This is a genomic window from Streptomyces sp. NBC_01508 (genome assembly GCF_045040315.1).
Classification (GTDB): Bacteria; Actinomycetota; Actinomycetes; order Streptomycetales; family Streptomycetaceae; genus Streptomyces.
The window spans coordinates 1-25,279 of record NZ_CP109420.1 but is presented as its reverse complement, the minus strand read 5'-3'; the positions used below and the strand labels follow the sequence as shown (position 1 = coordinate 25,279).

Below are 25,279 nucleotides of genomic sequence, written 5' to 3'. Positions count from 1 at the left end.
GACCGAGTACTCCTGACCGTCCCGACCCGGGCAGTGAGCCGGCGTCCCTAGCGAGCGAGGGAGTAGCGCCTGCGACCGGCCGGGTGCGTTTCTCTGTCGCCCGGTGGGTGCTCGCCCCGCGAACGACCTGGCAGGCCCGGCGCGTCGCGGCATCGTTCGGACCCGGCATGGACGCCGATACGGCCTGGAGAATGGCCCGCCTGGCTCGCCACCCCGAGGAACGTCTCTACGCCATGCGCCACCGGGGCGGCGGCGACCCTCCTCCTGCCGACAGCCGTACGCCGTGAACCCACAGCCGTAGTCAGAGCGCGCGTACCGTACAGAGGAGGAAGGAGGCGCCCCCGTGGATGCCACCCTGAAGACCGTCATCGGCGGCGAGCTCGTGGAGCTGCCCGGCACGATCGCGGCCGTGCGCGCCATCCTGGACGCGGGCCAGGCGGCGGAGTTCGACCGCGAGATCGAGCACGTGCCCGCCGCCGAACTGCCAGCCGCTCTGGTGCGCTGGGCGCTCGCCGGGACCGGCGCCGACGAGGAGGACGAGGACCTCTTCGAGCGCCTGGCCCGCGGCGAGGACATCGGCGCCACCGGTGGCGCCCCGGACCCGGAGGCCGCGTGAGCTACCGCCTCCAGTACGCGCCCCCGGCGGACCAGGCGCGCAGCACGATGCCCCACGCGTTGCGGACCGCTTTCGACGCGGGCATGCGACGCCTGACGGCCGATCCGTACGGGCACGGCTCCACCCCGGTCAAGGCTGACGACGATCGTCGCGAGGCCACCGTCAGCGGAGTCGTCGTGCGCTACTACGTCGGCGCCGCCGTGCTGATGGTGACCGTCGTCCGCGTCGTCTACGTCTGACTCCACCGAGCCTCAGCGGGGCCTCTCAGCGGATCACTGGCAGCGGGGTGCCGTCGGCGTCCTGGCGCCCGTACCGCACGGTTGGCAGTTCGGCGAGCAGCTCCCTCTCGCCCGGTTCGCGGCCGCCGCCACCGATAGACACTTCGCCGTCAGGCCGCCGGTGACTGGCTGGAGGGGGTGGCCTGGTCGGCCGGTTGGTCCAGCTGCTGCTGACGGCGCCGCTGCTCGTTGCGCTGGTCTTCGACGCGCTGGGTGAACAGCTTCAGCGCTTGCTGCTCCTGGTCCGCGTCGAAGTCGCTGTATGGGCCGACGCCAAGGGTGAAGGCGTTGGCCTCTTCCTCGATGGCGTCGGCGGTCTGGAGGAGGAAGTAGCTGCGCTCGCGGTACTTGTAGTAGCCGGTGAAGGCGGCTGCCAATGTGACGGTGAAGCCGATGGCGACGATCGTGATGTTCTGCCAGGTGAACTGATTACGGGTATCCAGGGCGGCAACGGTGGTCGTGGACGCAGCTCCGATCATGATGAGGTTCTGCAGCGTGTTGTGGATGAGCCGGTATTTGCGGCTGTCCGTCCGGTGCTGCTCGATCACCCCGGCCACGTCCTCGCGGTAGAGGCTGCGCCGCTCCTTCAGGGTCGGGTGGATGAGCGCGCTGAGGAATCGGAGGGACTCACGGTTCGTCGCGAGCATGTCCTCCAACTCGGTCAGGCTCAGCTCACCGCGGGGAGGCGCGGCGACCCAGGCGGCCAGGCCGGAGAGCAGCGCGAGCACTGAGCAGGTGATGTCGACCCGGACGAACCGTGAGGGTGAGTCCCAGGTGAGTACTGTCCATAACAGGCCCATCAGGACCGCACCGCCCGCCACGGCCAGGGCCACGCCCACCGTGCGGACTCTCCTCCTTCGCCGCACCAGGTCCCGCTCCGTCTGCCTCACTTTGTGCCTCAGCCTGCGCAGCGAGGCGTGTTCATCGGCTTCGGCCTGCCGCTGTTCGGCACTCAGGTGTTCATCAGCGTCGCTGATCCGGCGGGGTGCATCGTCGTCAAGACTGCGGGCCACGGTTTGTCCTCTCGTTTGCGCAGGCTCAGCGGGCGAACGCTTCAGTCAGGCTGATGCGGTAGCCGTTCTCTTCCATCAGCACAACGGTGACGCCGAACGGATCGGGGTGGTCCAGCTCGATCGGAGTGAAGGAGAAGTTCACCGCAGCCTGGATCGGCGGCACCAGTTCACCGCCGGGCTCCGGGGCAGGGGCCGGCCTCCAGTCCGGGGCGACCGACGCCCAGCCCTCGGGGCTTCGGGACAGGAGCTGCTCGCTGTAGGGGAACTGGTGCAGGACGTGCCCGCCCGGAGCGGCGAGCACCATGTTCAGGCACGGCACCAGGCCGACGACGGGCAGCTCGCAGGCGGTGGCGACGTCGTGGGTCTCCCAGGCGAGGACGACCTCGTCCGCGCTGGCCGCAGAGGCGACGTTCGAGAGTTCCGCGATCCCGGCGAGCGCGTCCTGGCCGACCTTGAGCGGGCGAACCCAGATCAGCCCGACCAGCTCGCCGCGCACCAGCGGCATCATGACCGGACGGGGCACGGCCCCCTCGCCCAGCCCTGCGGTGTACGCCTCCTTCATCACGCCGACCAACGCGTTCCACATCCGCGCTTCCACGGAAGCCCCCCTTTGTCTGCCGATCCGAACACCGCACCCTGCCACGGAGGTTGAGGTCGTGTCAGCGCGATGAACAGCCAGCTCCCGACCGCGTATGCCGGGCGGCCCCAGGCGGATCGGCGGTGGTTGCGCGCGCTGAGTGGTCGGCGAGATTCGCCGCCGACCGCTCAGCGCCTGTCGGCAATTGACCCGACCGACGATCGCGGGGGCCCTCGCGGCAACGCGGCCGCCCGCGGCAATGTCCCGAAGTCGTGGGGGAGCCCCACAGTGTCCGACGGGCCTATCCGACCCCCGATCGTGATCGGAGGTCGCACCCAGCATCGACGGCCTAGGCCAAGCGCTCAACAGCAATCGGGAGGGGAATGGTGAAACGGTCCGAGGAATCTCGCTGCTGACCTGCAGAGCCCTGCGATGCGGAGCACTGGATGCGCAATGCGTAGTGCGGACCGAGGACGGGGCTATACCCCTCTTATCCCCGTGCGCATCCAGAGAGCGGTCGGACCAGGACCCGGCATGCGTCAACATTCTGAACAGCCAATCGTACGGGCGACGGCAACCGCCCGTACGTGAAGGCCATTTGGGGAGCCCGAAACACAAACCGACAGGAGAAAACTCATGCCTCACACCACTCTCGCCGGGTGCGTCCTGCCCGGCGACCAGCCACTGACCCGTCACGAGGTGACCGTCGTCGTGGTCGTCCTGGTCCTCGCCATGCTGCTCGCCCTGGCAGGGATGTCGGCCTTGTCGGTGCTGGTTCTGCTCGCCGAGGCGACGGACACGGCCTTCCGCCTGGCCCGCCGTTCGCGCGCTGCGACGGCGAAGGGCTGACCCATGGGCCGACGGGAAAACCCCATCGCGCCATGTGCCCGGGAACTGGAGAAGCTGGTCCGCTCATTGCGGAATCAGCGTGCCCGAGCCTGGCCTGACCTACTCGCAGCTCGCCGCACGATCAGGGCTCAGTGCCTCGACGCTGATCCGGGCCGCGTCAGGTGAGCAGGTGCCGAAGCTGAAGGTAGTCCTGGCCTACGCCGAGAGCTGCGGAGCCGACCCGGACGATGCCGAGCGGCTGTGGAAGCGAGCCCGCTACCGCGCCGCCCGCGGCGACGACGACGACGGGCATGTGCCGCACCCCTGCTACGTACGGGACTTCGGGGCATTACACGCGGCGCTGGTCGACCTCTACAGGAAGGACGGCGCCCCGACGTACGAGGAGCTGGAGAATGCCAGTGACGGCGTGCTGGCCCACGCCACCATCTGGCGGTTCCTCCACCAGAAATGCAGGCGCCCATCCCGCGAGTTCGTCCTCGCGTTCGCCCAGGCGTGCGGAGCGAAGGGGAGGTCGCTTCAGGAATGGGGGCAGGCATGGGACCGGTCCGAGGAACAACGGCTGAACCCCGGCGGGGTCGGCCCACGGAGGCGTTCGAACCTCCTGGTCGAAACCGGTCGTCACTTCGGGCCCCGGGTACGGGTGTTCTCGGACCCGGCACGCACCCCCGACGGGCAGGAGAGCCGGCGAATCACTTTCGAGGTCGACGCTCACCCGACGCTGACCGAGAGCCGCATCGCAACCACGGCGAACACGATCAGCATGCTCCTGACGTCGCCGCGCGGGCCAGCAGCCTCACGCCACATAGCCCGCTTGCACTTCACCTCAGAGCCGAACGCCCGGCCCGCCGACGAGTCGGTCCGCCTCGGCCTTCCATGCTGAACGCGGCGAACCGCCAACGCCGGACGGTGCGAGCCTCATCGACCCGCACTCCTCGCTCGAAAGTAAGCACCTCACTGATCCACCCCCAGGGACGAGCAGGTGATCGGGCACGTCCTCGAACGGCCCGCCATGTTCGGGCGCGGCGGCCAGGCCGGTACGGACAGAGAAGCGCTCGCGTGGTCCGGTGCTCATGACGTGAAGGTGCCGGTGGTAGATGTCGCGGCGTTGGGGTTTTCGGTACGGCGCCTGGCCGGAAGCAGGTTCGTCGCGTTGTGATGTATGGGGGCTTCACACCACCGGAGCAGTGGTGTGAAGCCCCCGGCGTGCCCGGGGCTGGCTTCGTAGGTGACAACCGACTCCAGTTGTAGGTCTCTTCTGACTCCACGTGAGGGGTTCACGGCCCCGTTCTGTTGGTGAGATTTGACTCCACCTAGGCGTCTCGATTGGCCCGGTCATGGGCTTGCCGGGGGTGTGCTTCTCCCGTTCCACGCGCGCCGTCCGCGTCACCGGGCTGTTTGGTCGGGCGAACATGAGAGCTCGTGAACGGGCAGCCAGCTCGATGCTGTGCCTCGGCGCCGGAGCAAGCCGGCGGAGGGGACCTGCCCCGAGCCGGTCAGCGGCCATCCCCTGCGTGGGGAGCGGATCGCCCTCGACTACGTGCTTTTGGTGGAGCAGGTGCTCCTCGTGCCCGCAGGTCGGCCCCAGTGGGGTGCCGTCGTGAGTGCGTCTTTGCGCTGCCCAAGCGTGAGCGTGTCGACGCCAGTCACTGCTCAGCAGCCGTACTCCACAGACCATAGTGACAACCCGCATATAGATAATCACTTTACGTGCGGGTTCGGGTCTTGGTAGAACCGATGTGCTCTTGCTGTCCCGAACTTAAGGATGATGGTGTCTCAACTCAGAAGCAGACGTGGGCGCTTATGGAAAGCATCTGTGATCTCCCTGCTGATGGTCGCGTCAGTCTCGGTACCCGCTACCGCAGCAGAGGGAGGCGCCGCGACTTCGGAGCTGATTCTGGAGAGTCGTGTGCTGCCTCTGATGTCGGCCAGTGAACTCCGTGACCTGGCGGTCAACCCTCAGCGCCTCGCTGCGGTCCGTGAACTTCCCGTCGGCAGGAATGCTGTTCTTCCGAAGGAGGTGGTGGGGCCGGCGGCATCATTCGCCCAGCGGGCGCCCGAGGACTCCTCTCGACCAGACCCTGAGAGGGTCGCGGATCGTTCCACGGCTGGTGCGGCCGCTGTCTCATACCCCGAGCCAGCTCACGACATGACCTGGGAAGAGTGCCGCGACGGTCTCGGTACTGAGAACCGGGTCTATGTGAAGTCACGCTTCGCCGTCTGCTCCGGAGCCTCCTTCACTCAGATCTGGAGTCGCAACGGACAGCCGGCGGGCTCAAGTTTCTTCAACCTACGGGTGGTCGGCACCATCCCGCTGAACAGCCGCACCATCACGTACACGTACCACTACACGGACCTCGGAGCGGTGGGCACCAACGGTGCCGCAGCCATGGGGATCACTACCTCCGCCACTATTCCGTTCATCTCGCCCTCAACCGCAAAGACGACGCAGGGCGGAACCGCCATGCCGTCCACCAGAACCTTCGCCCAACTCGCTGCGTCCGGAACGTTCGCACAGACGCAGACTGCCGCCGCTGGCCAGGGCTCCAACGGAACAACTGACACCGTGTTCGGCGTGTACCAGCCCAGCGTGAAGATCAAACCGCCCGCCGGCTACACGCTGACCGGCAACCTGGAGGGCAGTCCCTTCATGTTCGCCCCGCGTTGGGACAAGGCGTCCTATCTCAACTCGTTTGCCACCGGTGCCGCCGTCTTCAGCATGATCACGCCGATGCTGTACAGCAAGGCGGCCGACGCCCCCGAGCGTGCTGTCGCGCTCCACATTGAGAAGGCATTCAAGACCCCCGGCCTTACCCAGCCGCCGAGCTCGACGAAGAAGGTTCCCGGCCAGACCGCCGGCGCTCCTCTGACCCGTCTCTACCAAGACCGGAAGCGGCGCGACGACAACCGCGCCCAGGCGGTGAACGCTTGCAGGAGGCACTTCGGACCCGACTACACCGCTGGTGGAAAAGACTGCGACGAATACCCCTTCGCGACAACCTACGAGGGCGCCGCCGGATCGCTGTACGACCCTGAACAACTACGGGACAACTACAGCGTGATGGCGCTGGACTCGACGCAGAACCAGGCGGCGGGCACACTCCTCGGTCAGTTCCTGACCAAATCACGCCTCATCGACGGCCCGGACGACGGCTTCCTCGTCCAGATCGTCCCGTAGCAGACGCAGAGCCGGTGGCGGGCTGATCCCGCAGTCCGCCACCGGCTCACCGCTTGGGCCAGAGCTGCACAAGGTACTGCTCGACGCCGTGAGGCACCGTCTGCGACGCAAGACGGGCGACCTCGGCACGTCCTGTTGCGTGGACTCGCACACACCACGTTTCTGGCCCAGGCTGCTCGGACACTTCGAGCAGATAGGGCATTGGGCCGCCCGCGACGGCCCACGCCCGAAGCATTCCTGAGGGATAGTCGACTTCACCCTCGCCACTCACATCCCAGGACCCGACGAGTTCAGGCTCCTCGTCCCAGACTTCAAGGGTCAGTCCAGCGGTGTGCGTATGACCCGCACTGCGGACGTCAATACGCCCCGTTCGAGTGGAGACGAAATCAACGGACTCGAAGCCCTCAGGCCATTGCACCGGGACCGCCGTGTCGTCGGCGTCCTGGAGACAGAATCCGTAGAAGTCCACCATCACGGACTCCTCGTGACGCCTGACCACGCGTACCACTGAGCGTCCTTTCATCAGACAGCAGCCAGATCCCGAAAATAGGGATACCACTATGTCAGGTGGCCTACAGATCTGTCGGGGAGGCGGTCCAGTTCATCCGAGCCCGCCAGCCTCCGAGTTGCACGTCCGCACGAACAAGTGCCAGCAACTACCTCCCCAGATGGGAATCATCCCGCGCGTACGGGGAGCAGGGCTGGACGGCCACCTCGATGACCTTGGTGTAGGGACCCATCCGGCGCGGGGAGCACTCTCGCTGCGCGGCGAGCGTGGTGAGCCTCTTGGGACCATCCCCGTGTCTAGGACGGCCTCTTTTGGCCCCGGGGAAACGGGTTCGCCTGGACCGGGGTCAGGAACGGATTGTTTTGGCCCCACCTAGGAGTTGTTGGGGTGGAATGCACTCGTTTGGAGTAATGCCGGATTGACCCGGGTTCGTGGCCGGGATCACGCTGTGCGAGTTGTCGGCTGGCCGTGTCAGGAGGCCGGGTTTTGCAGCGTGTTGAGTTGTTCGAGCTGATTCGTCGTGACCGCAGGCTGGAAGACGCCTCGGTCCGGAGTCTGGCGAAGCGTTACGGAGTGCACCGCAGGGTCGTGCGCCAGGCGTTCGACAGTGCGCTGCCCCCTGCGCGGAAGGCGATCGAAGTGCGCCGGTCGGTTCTGGAGCAGGGCAAGGGCTGGATCGACGAGATGCTGCGGGCGGATCTGACCGCACCGCGAAAGCAGCGGCACACCAACAAGCGGATTATGGAACGGCTGAGGGACGAGTACGGATTCCCGGTCGCCTACACGACGCTCAACGACTATCTGCGGGTGCGCCGGCCGCAGATCCGCGAAGAGGCCGAGCGGTCCCGGATGCTGACCGAGGGCATGGTTCCGCAGTTCCACCGGCCCGGCGAGGAAGCGGAGGTCGACTTCGCCGAGGTCTGGGTGCGGGTCGACGGCAAGCCGATGGCCTGCCAGTTGTTCACGCTGCGGCTGTCGTATTCGGGCAAGGCGGTCCACCGGGTGTTCTCCACGTCCGGTCAGGAAGCCTTCATGCAGGGGCACGTGGACGCCTTCCGGATCCTGGGCGGCATCCCGACCCGGCACATCCGTTACGACAACCTCAAGCCCGCGGTCTCGCAGGTCTGCTTCGGCCGCTCGCGGGTGGAGTCGCAGAGGTGGGTGGCCTTCCGCTCGCACTACGGCTTCGACGCTTTCTACTGCCGTCCCGGCATTGAGGGCGCCCATGAGAAGGGCGGGGTCGAGCACGAGGGCGGACGCTTCCGCCGGTCGCACCTGGTGCCGGTTCCCGAGGTCGACACGCTCGCGGAGCTGAACGAGAAGATCGAGCAGATCGAGATCGCCGAGGACGTCCGGCACGTCGACAACCGGCCCACCTCGGTGGGCTTCGACTTCGACTACGAGGCGCCGCTGATGGCGCCGTTGCCGTTCGAGGAGTTCGACATCGGGCTGACGCTGACGCCGAAGGTCGACAAGACCTCCCGGATCACCGTCCGGCAGAACAAGTACTCCGTCCCGGCCCGCTTCATCGGCACGAACGTCCGCGTCTCGCTGCGGGCGGACGAGGTCTGGGTCTTCGAGCGCAACGAGCTGGTGGTCCGCCATCCGCGGCTCGCGGGCCGCTACGGCTTCCGCGATTTGCTGGACCACTACCTGGAGATCCTGCGGCACAAGCCGGGCGCCCTGGAGCACTCCACCGGTCTGGCCGCGGCCCGCGAGAGCGGGAAGTTCACCGAGACTCACGACGCGTTCTGGGCGGCGGCACGCGAGTCGCGGGGACGCTCGGAGGGGACTCGGGCCCTGATCGAGGTCCTGCTGCTGCACCGGCGGCTGCCCGACGAGGCGGTCGTCGCGGGCATGAAAGCGGTCCTGGAGGCCGGTTCCATCTCGCCGGACCTGGTGGCCATCGAGGCCCGCAAGGCCCTCGCCGCGGCGGGTGGTCCACCACCGGTCGTGATCGCCCGGCAAGCCACCGCCGGCACGGTCGCAGCCGAGCCCGACACGGCGGAGCCGACGGAGCCGGAACCGGAATCGGCCCAGGTCATCTCGCTGCCGCAGCGGCGGCCCGCCCTGCCGCCGGACTCCCGGCCCGAACCATCGCTGGCCGCCTACGGCCAGTTGCTCTCTATCCAACCGAAAGGCTCAGCATGACGCAGAGCACCACCCCCGCCGCCCCTGCGAACTCGGGGCGGTGGGGTTCCTTCGGTCTGCCTGCTCAGCGCGGGCCGAACCCCTCGGACACCATCGACGCGGCCTGCCGGACCCTGGGGCTGTCCGGGGTCCGCTCACGCTGGGACGAGTTCGCCTCGCAGGCCCTGCGGGAGCAGGCGTCCTACGCCGACTTCCTGGCCGACCTGCTGGAAAGCGAGTGCGAGGACCGTGACGGCCGCCGCAAGATCCGCCGGGTCAAGGAAGCCAACTTCCCCCGCCCGAAGCGGATCGAGGACTTCGACTTCGCGAAGAACCCGAACATCCCGCAGGAGGTGATCAACACCCTCATGCAGCCCGCCTGGGTCCAGGCCGGCAACCCGCTCTGCCTGATCGGCGACTCCGGCACCGGCAAGTCGCACCTGCTGATCGGCCTCGGGACCGCGATCGCGGAAGCCGGCGGTCGCGTCCGCTACACGACCGCGGCGAACCTGGTGAACGAGCTGGCGGAGGCCGCCAGCGACAAGCAACTGGGCCGCACGATCAAGAAGTACGGTCGGGTCGACCTGCTCTGCCTGGACGAGCTCGGTTACGTCAAGCTCGACCGCCACGGCGCGGAGCTGCTGTTCCAGATCTTCACCGAGCGCGAGGAACGACATGCGATCGCCGTCGCGTCGAACCGGCCGTTCACCGAGTGGGACCAGACCTTCACCGACAAGCGGCTCTGCCAGGCCATCGTCGACCGGCTCACCTTCGAGGCCCACATCATCGAGACCGGCACCCAGTCCTTCCGGCTGGCCAGCACCACCGCCAAGCGGAAGAAGGCGGCCACCGCCGCCTGATCCAGCCGTCACCACCCCCGGGCGGGCGCCACAACACGGCGCCCGCCCTTTCGCGTTCCTGTCAGGGGAAAGCGGCCGGGCGGGCGTCGTGAATCACACGCTACCGCCACCAACCCGGGCCAAAAGACACGATCCGTCTCCCTCCCAGGACAGCCCAGAAACGTCACCCGATTGAGGGTGGGGCCAGAACAATTCGTTCCTCCCGCAGACCTCCCAGACCGTTCACCCACACGGTCTAAGAGTGGGGCCAACACAACTCGTTCAAGTGGGGCCGCTACTGCCCGTCGAAAACAATCCCCGCGCCCGCGGGGATGGTCCCCACTTCTTGAGTTCCTTCGGGTTGGCGAAGCCGTGCTCCCCGCGCCCGCACGGTGATCGTCGATCTTCTTGCGGCCGATCAGGTGCGGCAGCTGCTTCAAGGCCTTCACCACCGGGACGCCGGCCTGCACCGCGCCGAAGTCGACGACGTCGACCAGCAGGCGGATAAAGCCGCGCACGGTGCTGTAGCGGGTGGCGAGCGCGGCCCGCCACTCCGCATCCTCGTCCCCCTCCTCGTCGGGGACGACCTCGGCGATGATCGCGAGGGCCTCGGCGAGCTTCTCGCGGGGCACGACCTTCTCGATTGCCGACCACGCATCGACCACCGAGACCAGCTCCCCGGTATCGGTCGCTGGCACGGTATCCAGCAGTACGCCGACCGCCCTCGCTACCCGCCCCGCCGCCCTGCGCAACCTCGGCAACGATTTGAGCTTCTCCTCCTTGCCCACCCGCTCCGCCCTTGACAGCAGCCGCGAGGACATCAGCACGTCCAGGAGGTCTAGGGCGTCATCGACTGTCGCGGTCTCCAGGCGCTGCACGGTGGCCAGCAGCGTCGCGGTCTTCCGCGACTCCTCCAAGTCCCGCAAGGTGGGAGCCTTCGAGCCCATCCCGTACCGGGCCAGCCCCGACATCCGGGCCGCTGGCACCACCGACGTCGCCACTAGGTGGGCGCCCAGGCCCTGGATCTCCTTCGCCCGCTGAAGGGCCGCGGTCATCGCCGTCCCCGAGACCCGCGTCGGAGGGGTCCGCAGCCGCTCCAGTTCCGAGACCCGCTTGCCCTCGGGAACCTTCAACAGGTCCCGCAGCGACTGCCGCAGATCCCCCGGGACGGCCTCGTCCAGCGTCCGGTACAGGGCGGTGTTCTCGCTCGCGCGGACCTCGGCGACCAGCCGAGTCAGCGTCGTGATCCCCGGCAGCAGCACCCGGTTGTCCACCAGCCACACCACCGCCCGGTCGAACAACGCCCGCGGCCCCTCCAACGACGCCCACACCCGCGCCGCCAAGAACGCACGGACCTCGTCCTCAGCAGCCGAGAACTCCCGGTAGCCGTAGGCGTCCCGGATCTCCCACGTGTGCTCGTACGCCGTCTTCGCCCGCGAGGCGTACTCGGTCAGGCAGGCCGGATCTAGCCGCAGCTGCTCAGCCACGAACGCGACCGTGGACCGAGGCACCCGCGCCGGGTCATCGAGCAGGAACGTGCCCAGCATCCGCACGGTGCCCCACTGCACCGCGAACCCGAGCATCGTCGCGTCCCGCCGCTTGCTCGCAACGAGCTCATGGCCATTCGGATCGAGCCGGAAGAACTGCTCCAGCTCCCCGGGCGTTGGCTCCGAAGCGAACCGACCGTAGCGGGAGACCTGGTCATCTGAGAGGAAATCAACTGCCATGAACCGGAACGTAGGCCCGCTGAACTGGCCATATAAGTGGAGTCACCGAACCGGTATCAAGATCATCGATCTACCGCCAAAACCCGGTCCGATCCTCCCCAGGGGCCGGTACGGGGAAGGTTCACCCGTTCGTGTCGGACGGCGGGCTGGCAGGCGTTGGCCTGACATGTGACCTCTGTCACCTTGGGTTTGGCGGGGCGAAGCGATACACCCGATGACGGACTGTAAATCGGCAGGTCGCGCGGGGTGACGGGCCATCAGGGGTGTGACAGCCCGCACCCGTTGATGATCTCTGCGTGATATTCGCTGGTGCGCGCATGCGTGTTCGGCCCATTGGGCCGGTTGAGTAACCCCTGAGCGATCGAGCCCTACCGCTCACTCCCTCATCAGGACCTTCAACGAAGAGGACTCCTTCGAATGACCGAAGACGTTCGTGCGGACGGCGGCAGTCCGGCCGTCGGCGCCGCCCACGCCGTGCTGCCGATCCCACTGGATTTCGAGGCGCACTACATCACCCATCAAGAGGCGTTCCACGACTACGCCCTGGTCTACCTGGGCACCAACGAGGCCGCCGAAGAAGCCGTGCACCGCGCGTTCCTGGAGATCCTCCACCACTGGAACGCGCTGCTGGAGGAGAGCAACCTCCAGCAGCAGGTGTGGGCGATCATGCGGCGGGTCGTCATATCGCAGTCGCTCATCAGCTTCCGCAAGAAGATCGCCCGGATGGACAGCAACGTCGGCCTGTTCGTCGCCCTGAGCAAGCTTCCCCCGCGCCAGTTCGACGTGGTCGTCATGCGGTACTTCCTCAAGTGCGACACCAAGCGCATCAGCTGGTACATGGGCGTCACCGACAGCACCGTCGACTACCACTGCCGCAAGGCACGCGAACGACTGGGAGGCGACGTCCTCCATCTGCCCGGCGAAACGAAGACGACGACCGAGGCGAAGGGAAACCGCACGTGAGCACCACCGCCCTTGACCAGCTCCTGGCCGACGCCGGAGCATCGCTCCACGAACCCCGCCGGCCCTTCGACGTCCCCACCGCACTGCGCCGCCTGGCACACGACTCCGGATACACCCTGCCCCCGGCACACACACCGCCGGTCTCCCGCGCCCGCCACCGGCTCAGCGTCGTCACCCGCTGGCAACTCAACCAGCCCGGCGCCGCCTTCCACATGGAACGCCTCACCGACGAACTCGGAGAAGACGACTCCCAGCACACCCCCCTCAAGCGACTCGACATCGAGGGCGCCCAGGTCTTCGCCTGCATGCTCTACCTCGCCGACCACCCCGAAAGCGCCCAGTTCTGGTGGCAGCTGGCCGCCGGCGCCGGGAACCGCGCCGCCGCCTACTGCCTCTACCTGCGCCACCTCGCGCTCGGCGAGATGCGCGAAGCCACGCACTGGCTCCACCAGCTCCAGTGGGTCTTCGACGACGGCCCCTCGGACGCGTTCCTCCAGGGCGTGGAGACCTTCGCCGGATACGTCGGCCGCCACGGCTCGGCCGCCACCGTCCCCACCGGCGGCCTCGAAGCCGACATCGAACGCCTCGCGGACAGCGGCGACACCGGCGGCCTCGTCTGCCGCCCCAACCAGCAGCTCGCCGACCGGCTCAACGACCTCGCCTGCCGACGCTGACCCGAAAACACCAAAAGCCCTCCTGACGACCACCGGTTCCTAGGCCAACGGGTCGACAGCGGGCTCCTGATGACGAAGCACCCACACAGAAAGGCACCTCCGTTGAAGACTAAGCCCCACCGCCTCCCACTGACGCAAAATCCACGACCCGGCCCGCACCGCAGGCTCGCGCACCGCCGCGCCATGACCGCCCACGCCCTGCGCGGCGCCTGCTACGGCATCGGCACCGGCGCCGCCGGTCTGCTCTTCTGGTGCATCGAGCAGGCCCTGTAACAGCAACTCCTGCCCACCCAGGACAGGAACGGTGTGGGCCCGCCAACCGGTCGGCGGAGCTCACACCGTTCCACTCGAACTGCACGGCCCTGAGGAATTGGTCCGGGGGCGCGCTACCGTAGAGGCCGACACCCGGTCATCCCTTCATTTTTCCGGCAGGAGCTGACGTGCCCGAGGATCCCGTCGCCCACAGCGAACTCGCTGCCCTGACCCGGCGTTTCGAGGAGGTCACGGACAAGCACGACCGCGAGTTCGGGATCGTCAAGTCCGACCTGACCGCGGTACGCCTCCAGATCGGCAACCTGGACCAGAAGGTCGAAGCCCTCGGCGAGAAGATCGACCGGAACCAGGCCCAGATCATCGAGCTGCTCACCCAGCTTGTCGGCCGCCACCCCGACACCGACTGATCCCCCGGCATGTGCGGCGGCCCCGAACCAGACACTTGGTTCGGGGCCGCCGCACGTGCGGGTCAGTTTCGGGTGCGCAGGTGTTCCTGCCGGGCCTGGACAAGGCCGCGCCACGTGGAGCGGACGTGTTCTTCGTTCTCGGTCCAGCGGATGACGGATGCCCCCGGCAGGGGCAGGCCGGCCATGAAGTGGGCGATGTCGGTGAAGTAGGCGAAGTCGCGGGTCGCGGTGAGTGCGCGCAGGCGGCCGATGGTGGCGGCTGTGTCCTGGTCTTCGCCGCGCACGGCGTGGTGGAAGGCGAGGGCGAGCTCCACGAACCGGTGGAGGAAGGGCAGCCCGGCGGTCTCGATGTCGGTGTGCAGGCTCTGGGCCCGGTCGGTGACGCCGTTGGTTCCTGCGTCCTTGATCAGGGCGACGGTGTGCGCGAGGAGGGTGTTGGAGCGCTGGTCGAGGCCGTCGAGGAGCTGGTGGGCGAGAGCGAGTTCGTCCTGGGCCCGGACGGGGTCGGCGAAGGAGACCGCGAGCGCGAGGCGGACCTGTGTCATGGCGCGTTCGCCGTCGGCGCCGTGCTGCTCGGCTTCGGCGCGGCCGGCTTCGAAAGCGGCGACGGCCTGCCCCGTGTTGCCGTGGGACCAGAGGATGTCGCCGAGGACACGGTGGTGGCGTCCCTCCCAGCCCAGGGTGGGGACGGCGGCCAGGGCGGCGGGGAAATCGCCGGCGAGGCGGGCCAGGTTCGCCAGGCCCCGGCGGGCCCGGGAGCAGGCCGGAGCGGGGATGGAGCGTCACCAGGGCGCGGTGGGTGCCGCGCCCCAAGTGGTGGCTCCAGGAGTCGGCGTCGACTTCCCCCTCGGGCGCGGCGACGTGGCCGTCGACGAAGTCGCCCCGGGTCGTGGTGCAGCAGTTCCAGCCGTAGTCGATGACGCACCGCTCGCAGGCGAGGGTGCCGTGCATGTTCGGGTAGCGGCGCTGCCACTCGCCATCGAGGGCGATGACGTCTCCGGCGAGCGGGATGTGCTTGCGGCACAGGCAGCACCTGATGCGGAACGCGACGGACACGGTAGAGCTCCCAATCACCTTGCGGGCCGGACCTGCTCAGCCTGGCAGCCGGCCCTGGTTCTGCTCCGTCGCCATGCCGCGCCCCGGCACCCGTTGACGGCACCTGCAACACGCGGTGCAACAGCCGCGTGCAACGCACCCTCTGTTTCGGCTCTGACCTGGACGAACAGTCGTTGCGCCGCTTACCCACCTCCGTGTTGCACTCAAATACGCGCGATTCAATGCGCGATTGAGTGCGCGAATCAATGCGCGATCGGGTATGCTGTCTATTGGAGGTGACCTCTGTGTCCACTGAGAACGAGCTGTTCAGCGCCGTTGATGCGCTGCTGGAGCAGGTTGCGCAGGACGATCTGCCGGACCCTGCGGAGCGCAAGCGTCTGCGGGAGGCGGCGGGCCTGAGCCAGGCGCAGATCGCCACGGCGCTGGACGCCCGCCGTGAGGCCGTGGGGAACTGGGAGACCGGTCGGACCGAGCCGCGGCCGCCGAAGCGCGCCGCGTACGCCCGGCTCCTCGAGGGCCTCGCCGCCCGCTTCCCCGTCCCGGCCGCCGAAGCGCCCGCCGCCGCCCCGGCGCCCGTGGTCCCGGAGGCGTTCACCGGCCCGGCCCCGGAGCCGGCCCCCGCGCCCGCCGCTGTGCCGCCGTCCCGTCCGACGAAGGAGGCGAGCAGCACCGCCAGGCCGTCGACGACGTCGCGGCGCCCGGGTGCGAAGAAGGCGGCGGCGAAGACCACTGCGGCGGCCGCCAATCCGCGCTTCGAGAACGGGCCGCTCGCGGTCATCGACTGCGAGGACGGGCAGGTGTCGGCGTACTGCGTCGGCGGGCTGGTCCTGGACGTGCCCGCCAAGTCCATCCCGGCGCTGGTCGACTGGACGCTGACCGAAGCCCGGCTCGGGCAGGCCCGGCTGCACCGCAACGGCCGCGACGCCGACCCGATCCTCATCCTCACCGCGTCCGCACTGGAGCGCTTCGGCCTGCCGGTCGCCCTGTCGGAGGAGGAACGGCACGCGAGCCGACTCCCGTCCGGCCACAAGGTGGTCAAGCAGATCGAGAAGGCCGGACTCCAGATGAGCCAGCGCGGCTTCGGACCGTGGGCCCGGGTCTACCGCGACCCCGAGGGCTCCCGGCGCCGCTGCGTCCAGCTGTGCATCCTGCCCTGGAACGCGCTGGACGCCCGCGAGTGGGACAAGAAGGACGACCCGCAGCTGCCGACGATGCACCCGGCCGAACTCGTCCAGTACCTCGGTCTGTACGCGGCCCGGGTGATCACGCCGCGCGGCAGCACCGCGACGACCGGCCTGGAGCTGATGACCGCGCTGCGCCCGCCCACCCGCGCCCAGAAGGACGAGGCGACCGGCGAGTTCGAGCGCGCCTTCAACGACGACGCGATCACCGCCAAGTACGACGTCGTGCCGTGCGAGGTCCCCGACGAACACCCGATCCTGAAGGACGCGGGGTTCGCCCGGCACCACCTCCGTACTCCGGCAGAGATGCTGATGGAGGAGCCCTACGACTGGTGCCGGCCGCTGACCGATGAGGAGTGCGTCAACAAATACCTGGTCGTCGTCGACCTGAACATGTCGTTCGCCGCGGCCGCGAACGGGCTCACGGTCGGACTGAACGGGCCGACCCACCTGGAGAACAACCCGGCGTTCGACCCGGCACTGCCCGGCTCGTGGCTGGTCGACCTGAGCCACGTCGACCTCTCCCGCGTACGGGTCAACGGCCGCACCGTCGACGGCACCCTGCTTCCCTCACCGTTCACCCCGACCGGCGAGCGGCCCGAGGGCCCGGCCTGGTACGCCACGCCGACCGTCGCCTACGCGGTGGAGCTCGGTTTCGACGTCGCGCCGATCGAGGCATACGTGCGCACCCAGACCGGCCGCTACCTGGACGCCTGGTACAAGCGCCTGCGCGACGCGTACATCGCGACCATGGCCGACATGGACGTCACCACCGACCTCGGAGAGCAGGAGTTCCTCGAGGCGATGGGGCGGCGCAAGCAGGTGGACCCGACGATGGCGCTGCTGGAGACCGCGATCAAGGCGACCGCGAAGGGCGCGATCGGCAAGCTGCGCCAGCGCAGCCGGGGCCAGGTGCCGTACTACGAGCCCTACCCGGCGCTGGACCGGTGGACCTGGCGCCCCGACATCCGGGCGGCCGTGCTGGCCAACCAGCGCACCGGCCTGCACCGCAAGCTGATGAAGACGGCGGCCGCCGCCGACCTCTACCCGGTCGCGATCGGCACCGACGCGATCGTCTACCCCTCGCCGGGCCCGTCCCCGCTGGACGTCCTGCCGCGCACCGACGAGGGCAAGCCGGCGCCGGGCACGTTCCGGCTCGGAGTCTCGCCCGGGATGGTGAAGCACCAGGGCACCCAGACCACCTTGTGGGCGGAATCCCAGTTCGAGGAACGCGGCTGCGTCTTCAACATCGCCAACCTCATCAAGACCGACCAGAGCGCCGGAGAAGGGGAGTAGGTCATGGTCGATTCGCTCGGGGACAGCCTGGACCGCGCGCTGGAGGGGGCGTTCACCCGCCGCATCCCGCAGAGCGCCCAGGCGCAGATGAAGTACCTGGTCAAGCAGCTCAAGGGCACCAAGGCCGCCGCCCAGGCGCTCGGGATCTCCCAGCGCACGGTGGAGCGGTACGTGTCGGGCAAGCTCAAGCGGCCCCGTAAGGACCTCCGGGGCCGCCTGGAGCGCGAGGTCAAGAAGAGGTGGCAGCCGCAGATCCGCGCGAAGGCGAGGAAGAAGGCGGCCTCCACCGGCGGCCTGGTCGTCTCCACCCGCGCCCGGTTCGGGTTCACCGCGGCCTCGGGCACGACCGACGACGCCCGCATCCGCGACATCACCCAGGCGCTGCCGCCTGCCTTCGCGGACCAGCTGTTCACCGCGCGGGAGCAGGGCGCCACCGAGCAGCAGCTGAAGCAGATCGCCGCCGACGGCCTCGCCCGGATGTACTTCCGCGCCAACAACAGCAGGGCCCACGGCCTGGGCGTGGAGTTCACCGACGTGGAGCGGCTCGAAATCGATCTGTGATCACCCGCCCACGGCAGGGGCCCCGAACCGCGCGCCGGTTCGGGGCCCCTCGTCATCTGCCGACGGGTCAGCCGGCTTCGGCCTGCCGGTCGGCCGCCTTCTTCCTGGCCTGCTGCAACTGCTCGTACGTCGCGGCGTGCAGCGTCTCCATCCGGCTCAGCGCCGTCGCCGTGTCATCCGGCTTCATCGCGCCGCCGGCGAACTCCACCAGGAGCTCCACCATCAGGTGGTTCTTCCAGTGCCGCAGTTCCGCCTCGTTCACGAGCTCCGGACCGGCGGCCATCATCAAGTCGGCCAGGCGCCCCTGCGCACGCCACGCCCGTCGCCGACGCCACCCGCCGCCGCCCGGCCGGTTCAGATTCCGCAGCTTGCGGATCTGCTCCACCAGGGCCTTGATCTGCGTCTCCTGCTCGGGCGTCCACTCCTGCCCAGCACCCTCATGGAGCGCCTGTACGGCCTCCTGAGCGGCCTGGACATCATCGCCCAACCCGTCGCCGCTCAGCTGCTCCACGGCCTTCCTGAGCGACGCCTGCGCCGCCGTCGCATCGTCCTGTTCGGACATGCTCACCCCTCGTTCTCCGGAACGCGCAGCATGCCCGCCGCGCGGCGCCCCGGGCAATCGGACGGACCGGCCGGGACGGCGGGCTACTGCGAGTCCACCTCACCCGGGACGGCCGTCGTACGGCGCCGGCGGATGACGTCGGGCAGCTGACGGGAGGCGGCGGCCGGGATGAAGAACAGCCCGATCATGCCGAGCCCGGTCACGGCGGCGCTGAGCAGGCCGACCGACACCGACGGGTCGTCGACCGAGGCGACCCCGCAGAACACCGAGAAGACGGCGACGAACCCCAGCGACGCGAGGATCCACGGCTCGCGCAGCGAGGAGCGGGCGCCGGACACCACAGTTCCCCACCACACCCAGCCCGCCGCCACGCAGAACAGCACGGCCGCCGGCGGCAGCAGGACCGGCGGCGCCCACCGCGCGACGTCACCGCGGGCGAGCTGTTGCCCGGTCTCGTAGCCGACCTGGACCAGCCACACCAGGTACACCGGCACCTCGATGGCGATCACCACCCACATCAAGACCCGCAGACCCCGTAACGCGCCGCGCTCGCTCATCCCTTGGCCCTCCCCCTCGATCATCAAGTCCAGGGGAACGTAGCGGCCCGGCACCGGCGCTCACCAGGGCGCGTCACCCACAGGGGTGGAGATCAGCCGTAGGAGCGTCCCGTCGTCGGCGGTCTCTGTCCACAGGTCCGCAGCTGTGAGCTACCCCCATGACCGAGGAAGAGAAGGCAGCGCAGGCTGCCAGGACGCGTACCAAGCTCATGGAGGGCCTCGCTCGCGCGGAGCGTGCCCTGTTCACCCGTTCCGCGCCGAAATCACCGCGAGCCCAGATGAAATTCCTCCGCAAGCGGGAGAAGGGCTCCACCAAGACCCTGGCGGAACGCCTGGGCGTCTCCCGCAAGACCGTGCAGCGCTACCTCTCCGGCGCATCCACCAAGCCGAACAAGCGCCTCCAGGAGGTACTGGTCAAGGAGACCGAGTCAGAGTGGCAACCGCAGGTCAGAGCACAGGCGAGGCAGCATGCGACCACCTCGGGCGGACTCGTCATCAAGTTCCGGGCCACCCTCGGCTTCACCGCGAACGGATCCTCGGACGACACCCGAGTACGGGATCTGAGCATCGCCGTGTCGCCGTCCCACGCAGCACTCATCCTGGCGGCACGGGAGGAGGGTGCGACGGACGCCGACCTCCACGAGGCCGTCGCGGAGGCCATCGCGGACGCCTATTTCCGTCAAGGCGGGGGCGGTCGCGCAAGCCTGGAGGTGAAATTTCGGGACGTTCAATCGCTCGACATCGAGTTTTAGCAGCGCGCAATTCTGGCGTGCTGTAGACCTGGATAACCGGCTCGCCGAACCGCATTACCGGGCGGGCCCCCATTTCCGTATCCGAACTGAAAGCGAGTCCTGATGAACACGTCCGACGGGTGGCGAAGCCGTCGTGTCCCCGAGGCCCGCGGCCGCGCCGGCGCTCCGATCGACTACGCGAAGGTCGGCCGGTCCTCGGTGCGGCGCCGCGTGCGGGGCATGACGCACAACGAGGCGGTGGCGGCGCTCGAAGAGGCGGAGCTGCACGCGCACATGGACCGCCGCGACGAAGCCGCGGCCGACGACGGCGGCCGCCGTGCTGCGGAGCTCGCGGAGTGGCAGCGCCTCGTGCAGCTGCTCGCCGCGACCGGCGGCCCGTACGACCCGGACGCCGACGTCGTCGTCCAGGAGGAGCTCGCCGACCGGGCCGAAGAACTCGCCCGGCTGGGCGGGGCCGGCCGACTCGATCGCAGCGTGCCGAGCCAGGCCGGGGACGAAGCCGCCCGCGACCTCCTGGACGACAACCGCGACTACCGCGCCGCGAAGGTCGACGCCTGGCTCGCCCGCGCCCTCGCCGACCAGTCCGGCCACTACGCCGACCCGGCCGCCCGCGCGGCCGCCGTCGGCTCGCTGCCCGTGCCGGTGCGCGCCCGCGCCGCGCTGCTCGCCGCCCTCGCCCGGACCGGGGCCCCGGTCGACGGCGACCTCGAGTTCGTCGGCCGCCTCGCCCAGGCCGACCCGGCCGCCACGAACGCGCTCGCCGCGTGGCTCGACAACGCGGCCGCGGTGAAGGGCGGCGCGGCGTGAGCGCGGCGGACGAGGTGGTGGCCACCTGGAGCGAGCACAGCGGGATCGGGCACCACTACGAGGACCTGCTCGCCGACGGCTCGGTCATCGCCTGGACTGAGCCGCCCTTCGGCGAGAGCCTCATCCCCGGCGACGACGACCCCGACTACAACCCCGTGTGCAACTGCCCGCGCGCACCCCAGGCGTGGTGCCAGGAGTGCGCCAGCTGTGCCGACTGCTGGGAGTGCAGCCACCGACCCGGGCGGCCGTAGCGTTCGCCCTGCCCGCTCCGTCCCGGCCCCCCGGTGTCTTCCCCGGCGGGCCGGGGGGAGGCGTTCAGATCGACGGAGAGTAGCTGTCACGCCCTCCGGGCCGGGTGTCACGCTCCCATGAAGGCCGCGCCGCGAGTGTCCCGATGTGTTCGTTTTTTGGGTCCGCCAGACCCTCTGGAGGCCAGTTTCGAGCGGGAGCGTGACACGTAAGATCGGGCGTGACACGCACATATGAGTAAACAGAGCGTGAGCGTTCTGGGCTGTGTTGGGCGCGTCGCGTTCACTAGGACGGACCGGCTGGGGATCGTGAGGTCATGGTCTTCATCCCTCCAGTCGACAGGCACTACTGTCTTGACCCGTGGTGCGAGAACCCGGACCCGGACCTCATCCCCGACGCCGCCTGCGGCTGCCACATCCTCACCGACGGCGAGCTCGAACGACGCAAGCAGCAGTACCTCCTGGCCGCCTCCCTGCAGAGCGGATCCCAGAAACTCCAGGCGTAGTCCACGCGCGGCGTCGGGCCCCGGTTCGTCCGTACCGGGGCCCGGGGAGCGGGCCCGGCGCTACCGTGGGAGCACACGCCAGAGAGAAGCCCAGGAGCCCCGGATGAGCCAGCAGCCGGCCACCGCGTCCGCGCCCGACCGTCAGCCCCTCGATGAGCACGCCGCCGAATCGGTCCGCGCGTACGCGGCCGATCAGCGTGCGCGGGTCGACGTCCTCGCCTCGGTGTTGGAGGACATCGCCGCGAACGGCTACCCGTCCCCGGAGACCGGGGTGCCGTGGGAGACCGCCCGCGACGCGCATCTCGCCCGTCTTGCTGACGAGCAGCCCCGTGTCGCCTGAGCACGGGCCACGGCGCTCGCAGGTCATCGTGGTGGAGCCAGCGCTCACCCAGCTGTCCAAGCTCACCGCGGGCGAGACGCACCGATTGGACCGAGCGATCGTCGCGATCAGCGTTAACCCGGAGCTGGGCACCGAGGTGCCCGGCACTCTGCTGCGCGACTACGCGGACGAGATCGACGGAGTCCGCGTGATCTTCTACGTGACGGCCCTGCGGACGATCACGATCGTGTCGTACGTTGAGGCGTAGGGGCCTCCCGAGTACCCAAACAGCGCCCCGGACCGCGAAGGTCCGGGGCGCTGCTGTGTGTGCTGCCCCGGGTAGCACTTGGTGCTGCTCGGGGGTCGTGGGGTGCTGCTCGGTGGGTGGGTGGTGGTGTTCTGTGCTGCCGGAGAGCGATGACATTTCGAGGCCGGCCCCGGGCGGGACACGGGTGCTGCACGGGTAGCGGCCCCTTGCAGCAAACGGTCGTTCGTCTGCTGCAAGGGGCCGCTGCATCCGGTCAGCCGGTGGTGCCGGTGGCCCACCGCTCCAGCTCGCCCGGCGTCGTCTGCAGCAGCGTGCGGCGCCGGGTCTGGGCGGTGGCCCGGCTCTTCAGGTGCATGGCGGCCGCGAGGTCGCTATGAGAGATGGAGACGTCCCGGGCCGCGTCCTGGCGTACGGCGGCGTCCCGCACAGCCTCCAGCCGCTCCAGCAGCCCGGTGGTGCCCTCGATGACGGCCGCGAGTTCGGCGGCGCTCGCGCGGCCCGTGCGCAGCAGCGCCAGACCGTGCAGCGAGGTGGCGAGCAGCGCGGCCAGCTGCTCGCCGTCGCTGCCGAGCACGGCGACGTCCTCGGCGGCGAGCGGGACCAGGAGCTGCTCCTGGCGGTGGGTGTCAGACGCGGGGTCGGTCACCGCGGTCTCCTTCCTTGGGTGGATCGGTCAGCGGTCGGCGACGGTCCAGCCCTGGCCGGGCCGGATACGGATGATGCCGCCGGGGGTGTGCAGCTGCCCGCCGCCCGCGCCAAGGCCCAGGGCGTCGATCTGGTCGAGCAGTGCGGCGGCCTGCTCCGCGAGCTCGCGGGCCTGCGCCTGGCGGGCGCGGAGTTCTTCGGCGGTTCCGGTGAACACGGTGTCTCCCTCGTGGGTGTCGGGTGGTTGGCCGGCGGGCGGGTCTACAGCCAGCGGAAGAGGTCGCGGACCTGGGAGGCCGCGCCCGAGAGGTTGTCGGCGTCCAGGCGGGCGTCGAAGTCGAACGGGTCCTCGGTCTCGTCCATGACGTCCTCGGACGCGGCCGCCAGGACGTCGGCGAACCGCTCGTGGACGGCCGCCTCCTTCAGCGCCTGGACGACGCTCTCGCGGTCGGCGGTGCCACGCTTGATGGCGTCGGCCAGCAGCCCCAGCGCGGCGGCGGCCGCCGGGGCCAGGTACGCGAGCTCGCTGTGGACGGCGCCCCGGTCGGCGCTGGTCTCGATGGCGGTGATGTCGGCGACCTTCACGATCTCCGTAGACGACGTGCGCTCCATGACGGGCCTCTCTCTCGGCTGGCAGGGCTCAGGCGGTCCGGCTGAGGTAGCCGGCGGCGACGTCGACGAAGGAGTCGTGGGCGACCTTCGCGGCCTCCCGGGCGGCGGTGAGGTCCTCCGTGGTGGCGTACGCGTCGCGCAGCGCGTACGTCAGCGTGATCATCTCGTCAGCCGCGGCGCGCACCGCCTGGTCCGCGAAGAGCACCCGCAGCGCGACCATCGGGCGGGTGACGGCGGACCGGGTCATGTGGCTCGCGCTGCGAAGGGTCTGGATCCGCTCGGGCCCGTCGCCCTTGAGGACAGCGTCACCGCGCACCCACATCGCCGTGCGGTGGTCGCTGGCGGCGCAGGCGAGGGCGGTGACGGCCTCCAGGCGGTCGCGGCGGATCGCCTCGCCGTGGCTCACGCGGACGGTCCGTTCGGCGGCGCGCTCCTGGAAACGGCCGCTGACGATCGAGCCGAGCAGGGTGCCGACGATGGCGAGGGCGGCGGTGACGAGGGTGACTAACACGGTGGGTTCCTCCCCTGTATGAACTTCAATACATGTATTGAAGTTCATACAGGGGAGGCGACACAAGAGGGCCGCTCATGATTCTTTTCGCACTGCTTCTGACCTGGGCGTTTCCTGCCTGCGGGAACCGTGCGTCCGGATCTGACACTCACGACCCATGCACGAAAGCGGCGCCACGCCCCTCCTGAGAGGACGTAGCGCCGAACGAGCAGGCGACAGGCTGTTTGGCCCCGCACCGGTGGATCTTTGTCCACGCAGACAGGGACCTTCGGTGTCAGCCTCGACATCAGGAACACAAACGGCGCTGCACCAATGGGTGCAGCGCCGCCGGGGTGAGCGGTGGGTCAGGACACGGCCTTGAGGTTCTGGCGGCGCTTGGCGTCCTCGCGCTGCCGGCGCTTCTCGGCGAGCTGGTCCTGATAGGCCGTGACGGCCTGGCGGTACTGCTCCACGAACCCAGCCGAGTTCAGGCGCTGGCCCTTCGGCATCGACTTGACCGCCGCGATGGCGTCCTCGGGGGCAAGGTAGGCGGCCAGCATCGGGTTGAGCTGGTAGACGCCGGCCCGCTGCTTCTTCACCAGCTGCGCCAAGTCCAGGTCCCGCAGAGCCGCGTTCACCGCGGCCCGGCTCAGCCCGAGCATCTGCGCGAGTGTGACCTGGTCTACCTCGATCCGCCCGCCTGGCTCGCTGTGGGCACGCATCTTCAGCAGCACGCGGTAGGCCGCGGGCAACAGGTCCAGATCGGCGACGATCCCTTCCGCGTTCACCGCGGCGAAATGCAGACCACTCACTGTTCGGCCCCCTTCTCCTTCTGCTGCGCCCGCTCAGCGCGGCGCTCAGCACGCATCTTCGCTCGGTCCTCGCGCATCTGCTCAATCTCCTGGCGCATCCGCTCCAGCGACGGGAAGCGCACCAGGTCGGGCAGCGCCTCGTCAGACCGGATCTTCGCGATCGTCTCGTGCTGGTCGACACGGACGTACCGCGCCTCCGTCGTCTCTGTGCCCGGGATGAACTCGGCAACCCGGTAGGAGTACGGCGGGTTGAACTGGTAGACACCGCGCTTCACCCGGAACACGATCCCGTGGGACATGACCTCCTGCAACGCCTCGTTCACCTTGGTGCGCGCAACATCCAGGACGATCGACATCTCATCCTGAGTCAGAGGGATGCGGCCGCCGGCCTTCTGGCAGGCGATCATCAACAGGATCAGCCGCAGCGGCAGCGCCTCGCGGAAGAACTGAGCGATGACCAGGAAGAACTCCAGGCTGTCCATGGAGAAGGCGTTCGGCTCATCCGGCGGCCCGTAGAACTCCAGCGGCTTCCGCTCGCTGTCCAGCGTGAGCTTGCGGCCGGGGTAGGAGCGGGCGAC

Annotated in this window: 32 protein-coding genes; 19 read left to right on the top strand and 13 right to left on the bottom strand. The window is 69.1% G+C overall.

Annotated elements, in window-relative coordinates; all coding sequences use genetic code 11:
• Nucleotides 1-343 precede the first annotated feature (343 nt).
• The gene (locus OG700_RS37025) at nucleotides 344-616 is read left to right on the top strand and encodes a hypothetical protein (protein ID WP_331762412.1); all 273 of its coding nucleotides are present in this window, start codon (nucleotides 344-346) and stop codon (nucleotides 614-616) included.
• On the top strand, nucleotides 613-855 hold the full coding sequence (locus OG700_RS37020) for a hypothetical protein (protein ID WP_331762410.1): 243 nt from the start codon (nucleotides 613-615) through the stop codon (nucleotides 853-855). The genes OG700_RS37025 and OG700_RS37020 overlap by 4 nt, the downstream gene beginning before the upstream one ends.
• 149 nt (nucleotides 856-1,004) lie before the next feature.
• Here OG700_RS37020 and OG700_RS37015 read toward each other — a convergent pair whose 3' ends face one another.
• Together OG700_RS37015 and OG700_RS37010 are read right to left on the bottom strand one after the other, a co-directional pair.
• Nucleotides 1,005-1,907 (bottom strand): DUF4231 domain-containing protein, encoded by a 903-nt coding sequence (locus OG700_RS37015; RefSeq protein ID WP_331762408.1) that lies wholly within the window; start codon nucleotides 1,905-1,907, stop codon nucleotides 1,005-1,007.
• Nucleotides 1,908-1,932: 25 nt separating this feature from the next.
• Entirely contained in the window at nucleotides 1,933-2,493 is a 561-nt protein-coding gene (locus OG700_RS37010; protein ID WP_331762406.1) for a hypothetical protein, read from the bottom strand.
• Between the two features lie 627 nt (nucleotides 2,494-3,120).
• On the opposite strand from OG700_RS37010, the gene OG700_RS37005 reads away from it, so the two are divergent.
• The 4 genes from OG700_RS37005 (at nucleotide 3,121) to OG700_RS36990 (ending at nucleotide 6,508) form a co-directional block, all read left to right on the top strand.
• Nucleotides 3,121-3,333: a hypothetical protein gene (locus OG700_RS37005; protein ID WP_331762405.1), complete on the top strand. Its 213-nt coding sequence runs from the start codon at nucleotides 3,121-3,123 to the stop codon at nucleotides 3,331-3,333.
• Between the two features lie 34 nt (nucleotides 3,334-3,367).
• On the top strand, nucleotides 3,368-4,213 hold the full coding sequence (locus OG700_RS37000) for a helix-turn-helix domain-containing protein (RefSeq protein WP_331762403.1): 846 nt from the start codon (nucleotides 3,368-3,370) through the stop codon (nucleotides 4,211-4,213).
• Nucleotides 4,214-4,312: 99 nt separating this feature from the next.
• Nucleotides 4,313-4,489, top strand: a complete 177-nt coding sequence (locus tag OG700_RS36995; RefSeq protein WP_331762401.1) for a hypothetical protein — start codon at nucleotides 4,313-4,315, stop codon at nucleotides 4,487-4,489.
• Between the two features lie 990 nt (nucleotides 4,490-5,479).
• Nucleotides 5,480-6,508 carry a NucA/NucB deoxyribonuclease domain-containing protein gene (locus OG700_RS36990; RefSeq protein WP_331762399.1) on the top strand — a complete coding sequence of 343 codons (1,029 nt, stop codon included), beginning with the start codon at nucleotides 5,480-5,482 and terminating at the stop codon, nucleotides 6,506-6,508.
• Nucleotides 6,509-6,554: 46 nt separating this feature from the next.
• Here the strand turns inward: OG700_RS36990 and OG700_RS36985 are convergent, their stop codons facing one another.
• Nucleotides 6,555-6,980 (bottom strand): hypothetical protein, encoded by a 426-nt coding sequence (locus tag OG700_RS36985; RefSeq protein WP_331762397.1) that lies wholly within the window; start codon nucleotides 6,978-6,980, stop codon nucleotides 6,555-6,557.
• 504 nt (nucleotides 6,981-7,484) lie between these two features.
• On the opposite strand from OG700_RS36985, the gene istA reads away from it, so the two are divergent.
• Both istA and istB read left to right on the top strand, forming a co-directional pair.
• Nucleotides 7,485-9,167, top strand: coding sequence for an IS21 family transposase (gene istA / locus OG700_RS36980; protein ID WP_331762395.1), 1,683 nt, complete (start codon nucleotides 7,485-7,487; stop codon nucleotides 9,165-9,167).
• On the top strand, nucleotides 9,164-10,006 hold the full coding sequence (gene istB / locus OG700_RS36975; RefSeq protein WP_331762393.1) for an IS21-like element helper ATPase IstB: 843 nt from the start codon (nucleotides 9,164-9,166) through the stop codon (nucleotides 10,004-10,006). Before istA ends, istB begins: the two co-directional genes overlap by 4 nt.
• A gap of 8 nt (nucleotides 10,007-10,014) precedes the next feature.
• On the opposite strand, the gene OG700_RS36970 is transcribed toward istB, so the two are convergent.
• A complete protein-coding gene (locus tag OG700_RS36970) occupies nucleotides 10,015-11,712 on the bottom strand; it encodes a DUF4158 domain-containing protein (RefSeq protein ID WP_331762391.1) in 1,698 nt (565 codons plus the stop codon).
• Between the two features lie 417 nt (nucleotides 11,713-12,129).
• On the opposite strand from OG700_RS36970, the gene OG700_RS36965 reads away from it, so the two are divergent.
• The 3 genes from OG700_RS36965 (at nucleotide 12,130) to OG700_RS36955 (ending at nucleotide 14,029) form a co-directional block, all read left to right on the top strand.
• A complete protein-coding gene (locus tag OG700_RS36965) occupies nucleotides 12,130-12,675 on the top strand; it encodes a sigma-70 family RNA polymerase sigma factor (protein ID WP_331762389.1) in 546 nt (181 codons plus the stop codon).
• Nucleotides 12,672-13,349 (top strand): hypothetical protein, encoded by a 678-nt coding sequence (locus tag OG700_RS36960; RefSeq protein WP_331762387.1) that lies wholly within the window; start codon nucleotides 12,672-12,674, stop codon nucleotides 13,347-13,349. Before OG700_RS36965 ends, OG700_RS36960 begins: the two co-directional genes overlap by 4 nt.
• Before the next feature lie 440 nt (nucleotides 13,350-13,789).
• Complete coding sequence (locus tag OG700_RS36955; RefSeq protein WP_331762385.1) at nucleotides 13,790-14,029, top strand: hypothetical protein; 240 nt, start codon at nucleotides 13,790-13,792, stop codon at nucleotides 14,027-14,029.
• Between the two features lie 62 nt (nucleotides 14,030-14,091).
• Here OG700_RS36955 and OG700_RS36950 read toward each other — a convergent pair whose 3' ends face one another.
• Complete coding sequence (locus OG700_RS36950; protein WP_331762383.1) at nucleotides 14,092-14,574, bottom strand: hypothetical protein; 483 nt, start codon at nucleotides 14,572-14,574, stop codon at nucleotides 14,092-14,094.
• Between the two features lie 795 nt (nucleotides 14,575-15,369).
• Here OG700_RS36950 and tap point away from each other — a divergent pair.
• Together tap and tpg (OG700_RS36940) are read left to right on the top strand one after the other, a co-directional pair.
• The gene (gene tap / locus OG700_RS36945; RefSeq protein WP_405622348.1) at nucleotides 15,370-17,562 is read left to right on the top strand and encodes a telomere-associated protein Tap; all 2,193 of its coding nucleotides are present in this window, start codon (nucleotides 15,370-15,372) and stop codon (nucleotides 17,560-17,562) included.
• A gap of 3 nt (nucleotides 17,563-17,565) precedes the next feature.
• The gene (tpg, locus tag OG700_RS36940) at nucleotides 17,566-18,123 is read left to right on the top strand and encodes a telomere-protecting terminal protein Tpg (RefSeq protein ID WP_331762379.1); all 558 of its coding nucleotides are present in this window, start codon (nucleotides 17,566-17,568) and stop codon (nucleotides 18,121-18,123) included.
• Between the two features lie 67 nt (nucleotides 18,124-18,190).
• Here the strand turns inward: tpg (OG700_RS36940) and OG700_RS36935 are convergent, their stop codons facing one another.
• Complete coding sequence (locus tag OG700_RS36935) at nucleotides 18,191-18,685, bottom strand: hypothetical protein (RefSeq protein ID WP_331762377.1); 495 nt, start codon at nucleotides 18,683-18,685, stop codon at nucleotides 18,191-18,193.
• 83 nt (nucleotides 18,686-18,768) lie between these two features.
• Nucleotides 18,769-19,242, bottom strand: a complete 474-nt coding sequence (locus OG700_RS36930) for a hypothetical protein (RefSeq protein WP_405622345.1) — start codon at nucleotides 19,240-19,242, stop codon at nucleotides 18,769-18,771.
• Between the two features lie 158 nt (nucleotides 19,243-19,400).
• Between OG700_RS36930 and tpg (OG700_RS36925) the strand changes: the two genes are divergently transcribed.
• The 6 genes from tpg (OG700_RS36925) to OG700_RS36900 all read left to right on the top strand — a co-directional run bounded on the left by tpg (OG700_RS36925) (nucleotide 19,401) and on the right by OG700_RS36900 (nucleotide 22,142).
• Nucleotides 19,401-19,994, top strand: a complete 594-nt coding sequence (gene tpg / locus OG700_RS36925; RefSeq protein ID WP_331762373.1) for a telomere-protecting terminal protein Tpg — start codon at nucleotides 19,401-19,403, stop codon at nucleotides 19,992-19,994.
• Nucleotides 19,995-20,096: 102 nt separating this feature from the next.
• Nucleotides 20,097-20,801, top strand: a complete 705-nt coding sequence (locus OG700_RS36920; RefSeq protein ID WP_331762371.1) for a hypothetical protein — start codon at nucleotides 20,097-20,099, stop codon at nucleotides 20,799-20,801.
• The gene (locus OG700_RS36915) at nucleotides 20,798-21,052 is read left to right on the top strand and encodes a hypothetical protein (protein ID WP_329156321.1); all 255 of its coding nucleotides are present in this window, start codon (nucleotides 20,798-20,800) and stop codon (nucleotides 21,050-21,052) included. The genes OG700_RS36920 and OG700_RS36915 overlap by 4 nt, the downstream gene beginning before the upstream one ends.
• 314 nt (nucleotides 21,053-21,366) lie before the next feature.
• A complete protein-coding gene (locus OG700_RS36910) occupies nucleotides 21,367-21,555 on the top strand; it encodes a hypothetical protein (RefSeq protein ID WP_331762368.1) in 189 nt (62 codons plus the stop codon).
• A gap of 103 nt (nucleotides 21,556-21,658) precedes the next feature.
• Nucleotides 21,659-21,895 (top strand): hypothetical protein, encoded by a 237-nt coding sequence (locus OG700_RS36905; RefSeq protein WP_331762366.1) that lies wholly within the window; start codon nucleotides 21,659-21,661, stop codon nucleotides 21,893-21,895.
• The gene (locus OG700_RS36900; protein WP_329169377.1) at nucleotides 21,885-22,142 is read left to right on the top strand and encodes a hypothetical protein; all 258 of its coding nucleotides are present in this window, start codon (nucleotides 21,885-21,887) and stop codon (nucleotides 22,140-22,142) included. Before OG700_RS36905 ends, OG700_RS36900 begins: the two co-directional genes overlap by 11 nt.
• 253 nt (nucleotides 22,143-22,395) lie before the next feature.
• On the opposite strand, the gene OG700_RS36895 is transcribed toward OG700_RS36900, so the two are convergent.
• From OG700_RS36895 to OG700_RS36870, 6 genes are all read right to left on the bottom strand, one after another.
• Complete coding sequence (locus OG700_RS36895) at nucleotides 22,396-22,788, bottom strand: hypothetical protein (protein WP_329156314.1); 393 nt, start codon at nucleotides 22,786-22,788, stop codon at nucleotides 22,396-22,398.
• Between the two features lie 27 nt (nucleotides 22,789-22,815).
• Nucleotides 22,816-23,004: a hypothetical protein gene (locus OG700_RS36890; protein ID WP_329156312.1), complete on the bottom strand. Its 189-nt coding sequence runs from the start codon at nucleotides 23,002-23,004 to the stop codon at nucleotides 22,816-22,818.
• Between the two features lie 44 nt (nucleotides 23,005-23,048).
• Nucleotides 23,049-23,399, bottom strand: coding sequence for a hypothetical protein (locus OG700_RS36885; protein WP_331762360.1), 351 nt, complete (start codon nucleotides 23,397-23,399; stop codon nucleotides 23,049-23,051).
• A gap of 28 nt (nucleotides 23,400-23,427) precedes the next feature.
• Entirely contained in the window at nucleotides 23,428-23,910 is a 483-nt protein-coding gene (locus tag OG700_RS36880) for a hypothetical protein (RefSeq protein ID WP_405622340.1), read from the bottom strand.
• 344 nt (nucleotides 23,911-24,254) lie between these two features.
• Nucleotides 24,255-24,701, bottom strand: a complete 447-nt coding sequence (locus OG700_RS36875; RefSeq protein WP_331762356.1) for a helix-turn-helix domain-containing protein — start codon at nucleotides 24,699-24,701, stop codon at nucleotides 24,255-24,257.
• The coding region (locus OG700_RS36870; RefSeq protein WP_331762353.1) for a hypothetical protein at nucleotides 24,698-25,279 on the bottom strand (582 nt) is incomplete at its 5' end. The genes OG700_RS36875 and OG700_RS36870, both read right to left, overlap by 4 nt.

Excerpts from the sequence above, each read along its gene's own strand:
- OG700_RS36950 (WP_331762383.1), bottom strand. The coding sequence starts at position 14,574 with ATGACACAGGTCCGCCTCGCGCTCGCGGTCTCCTTCGCCGACCCCGTC.
- OG700_RS37010 (WP_331762406.1), bottom strand. The coding sequence starts at position 2,493 with ATGTGGAACGCGTTGGTCGGCGTGATGAAGGAGGCGTACACCGCAGGG.
- OG700_RS37005 (WP_331762405.1), top strand. The coding sequence starts at position 3,121 with ATGCCTCACACCACTCTCGCCGGGTGCGTCCTGCCCGGCGACCAGCCA.
- OG700_RS36910 (WP_331762368.1), top strand. The coding sequence starts at position 21,367 with ATGGTCTTCATCCCTCCAGTCGACAGGCACTACTGTCTTGACCCGTGG.
- OG700_RS36930 (WP_405622345.1), bottom strand. The coding sequence starts at position 19,242 with ATGAGCGAGCGCGGCGCGTTACGGGGTCTGCGGGTCTTGATGTGGGTG.
- OG700_RS36920 (WP_331762371.1), top strand. The coding sequence starts at position 20,097 with ATGAACACGTCCGACGGGTGGCGAAGCCGTCGTGTCCCCGAGGCCCGC.
- istB (WP_331762393.1), top strand. The coding sequence starts at position 9,164 with ATGACGCAGAGCACCACCCCCGCCGCCCCTGCGAACTCGGGGCGGTGG.
- tpg (WP_331762379.1), top strand. The coding sequence starts at position 17,566 with ATGGTCGATTCGCTCGGGGACAGCCTGGACCGCGCGCTGGAGGGGGCG.
- OG700_RS36905 (WP_331762366.1), top strand. The coding sequence starts at position 21,659 with ATGAGCCAGCAGCCGGCCACCGCGTCCGCGCCCGACCGTCAGCCCCTC.
- OG700_RS36965 (WP_331762389.1), top strand. The coding sequence starts at position 12,130 with ATGACCGAAGACGTTCGTGCGGACGGCGGCAGTCCGGCCGTCGGCGCC.
- OG700_RS36885 (WP_331762360.1), bottom strand. The coding sequence starts at position 23,399 with ATGGAGCGCACGTCGTCTACGGAGATCGTGAAGGTCGCCGACATCACC.
- tpg (WP_331762373.1), top strand. The coding sequence starts at position 19,401 with ATGACCGAGGAAGAGAAGGCAGCGCAGGCTGCCAGGACGCGTACCAAG.
- OG700_RS36985 (WP_331762397.1), bottom strand. The coding sequence starts at position 6,980 with ATGGTGGACTTCTACGGATTCTGTCTCCAGGACGCCGACGACACGGCG.
- OG700_RS36935 (WP_331762377.1), bottom strand. The coding sequence starts at position 18,685 with ATGTCCGAACAGGACGATGCGACGGCGGCGCAGGCGTCGCTCAGGAAG.
- OG700_RS36990 (WP_331762399.1), top strand. The coding sequence starts at position 5,480 with ATGACCTGGGAAGAGTGCCGCGACGGTCTCGGTACTGAGAACCGGGTC.
- OG700_RS36970 (WP_331762391.1), bottom strand. The coding sequence starts at position 11,712 with ATGGCAGTTGATTTCCTCTCAGATGACCAGGTCTCCCGCTACGGTCGG.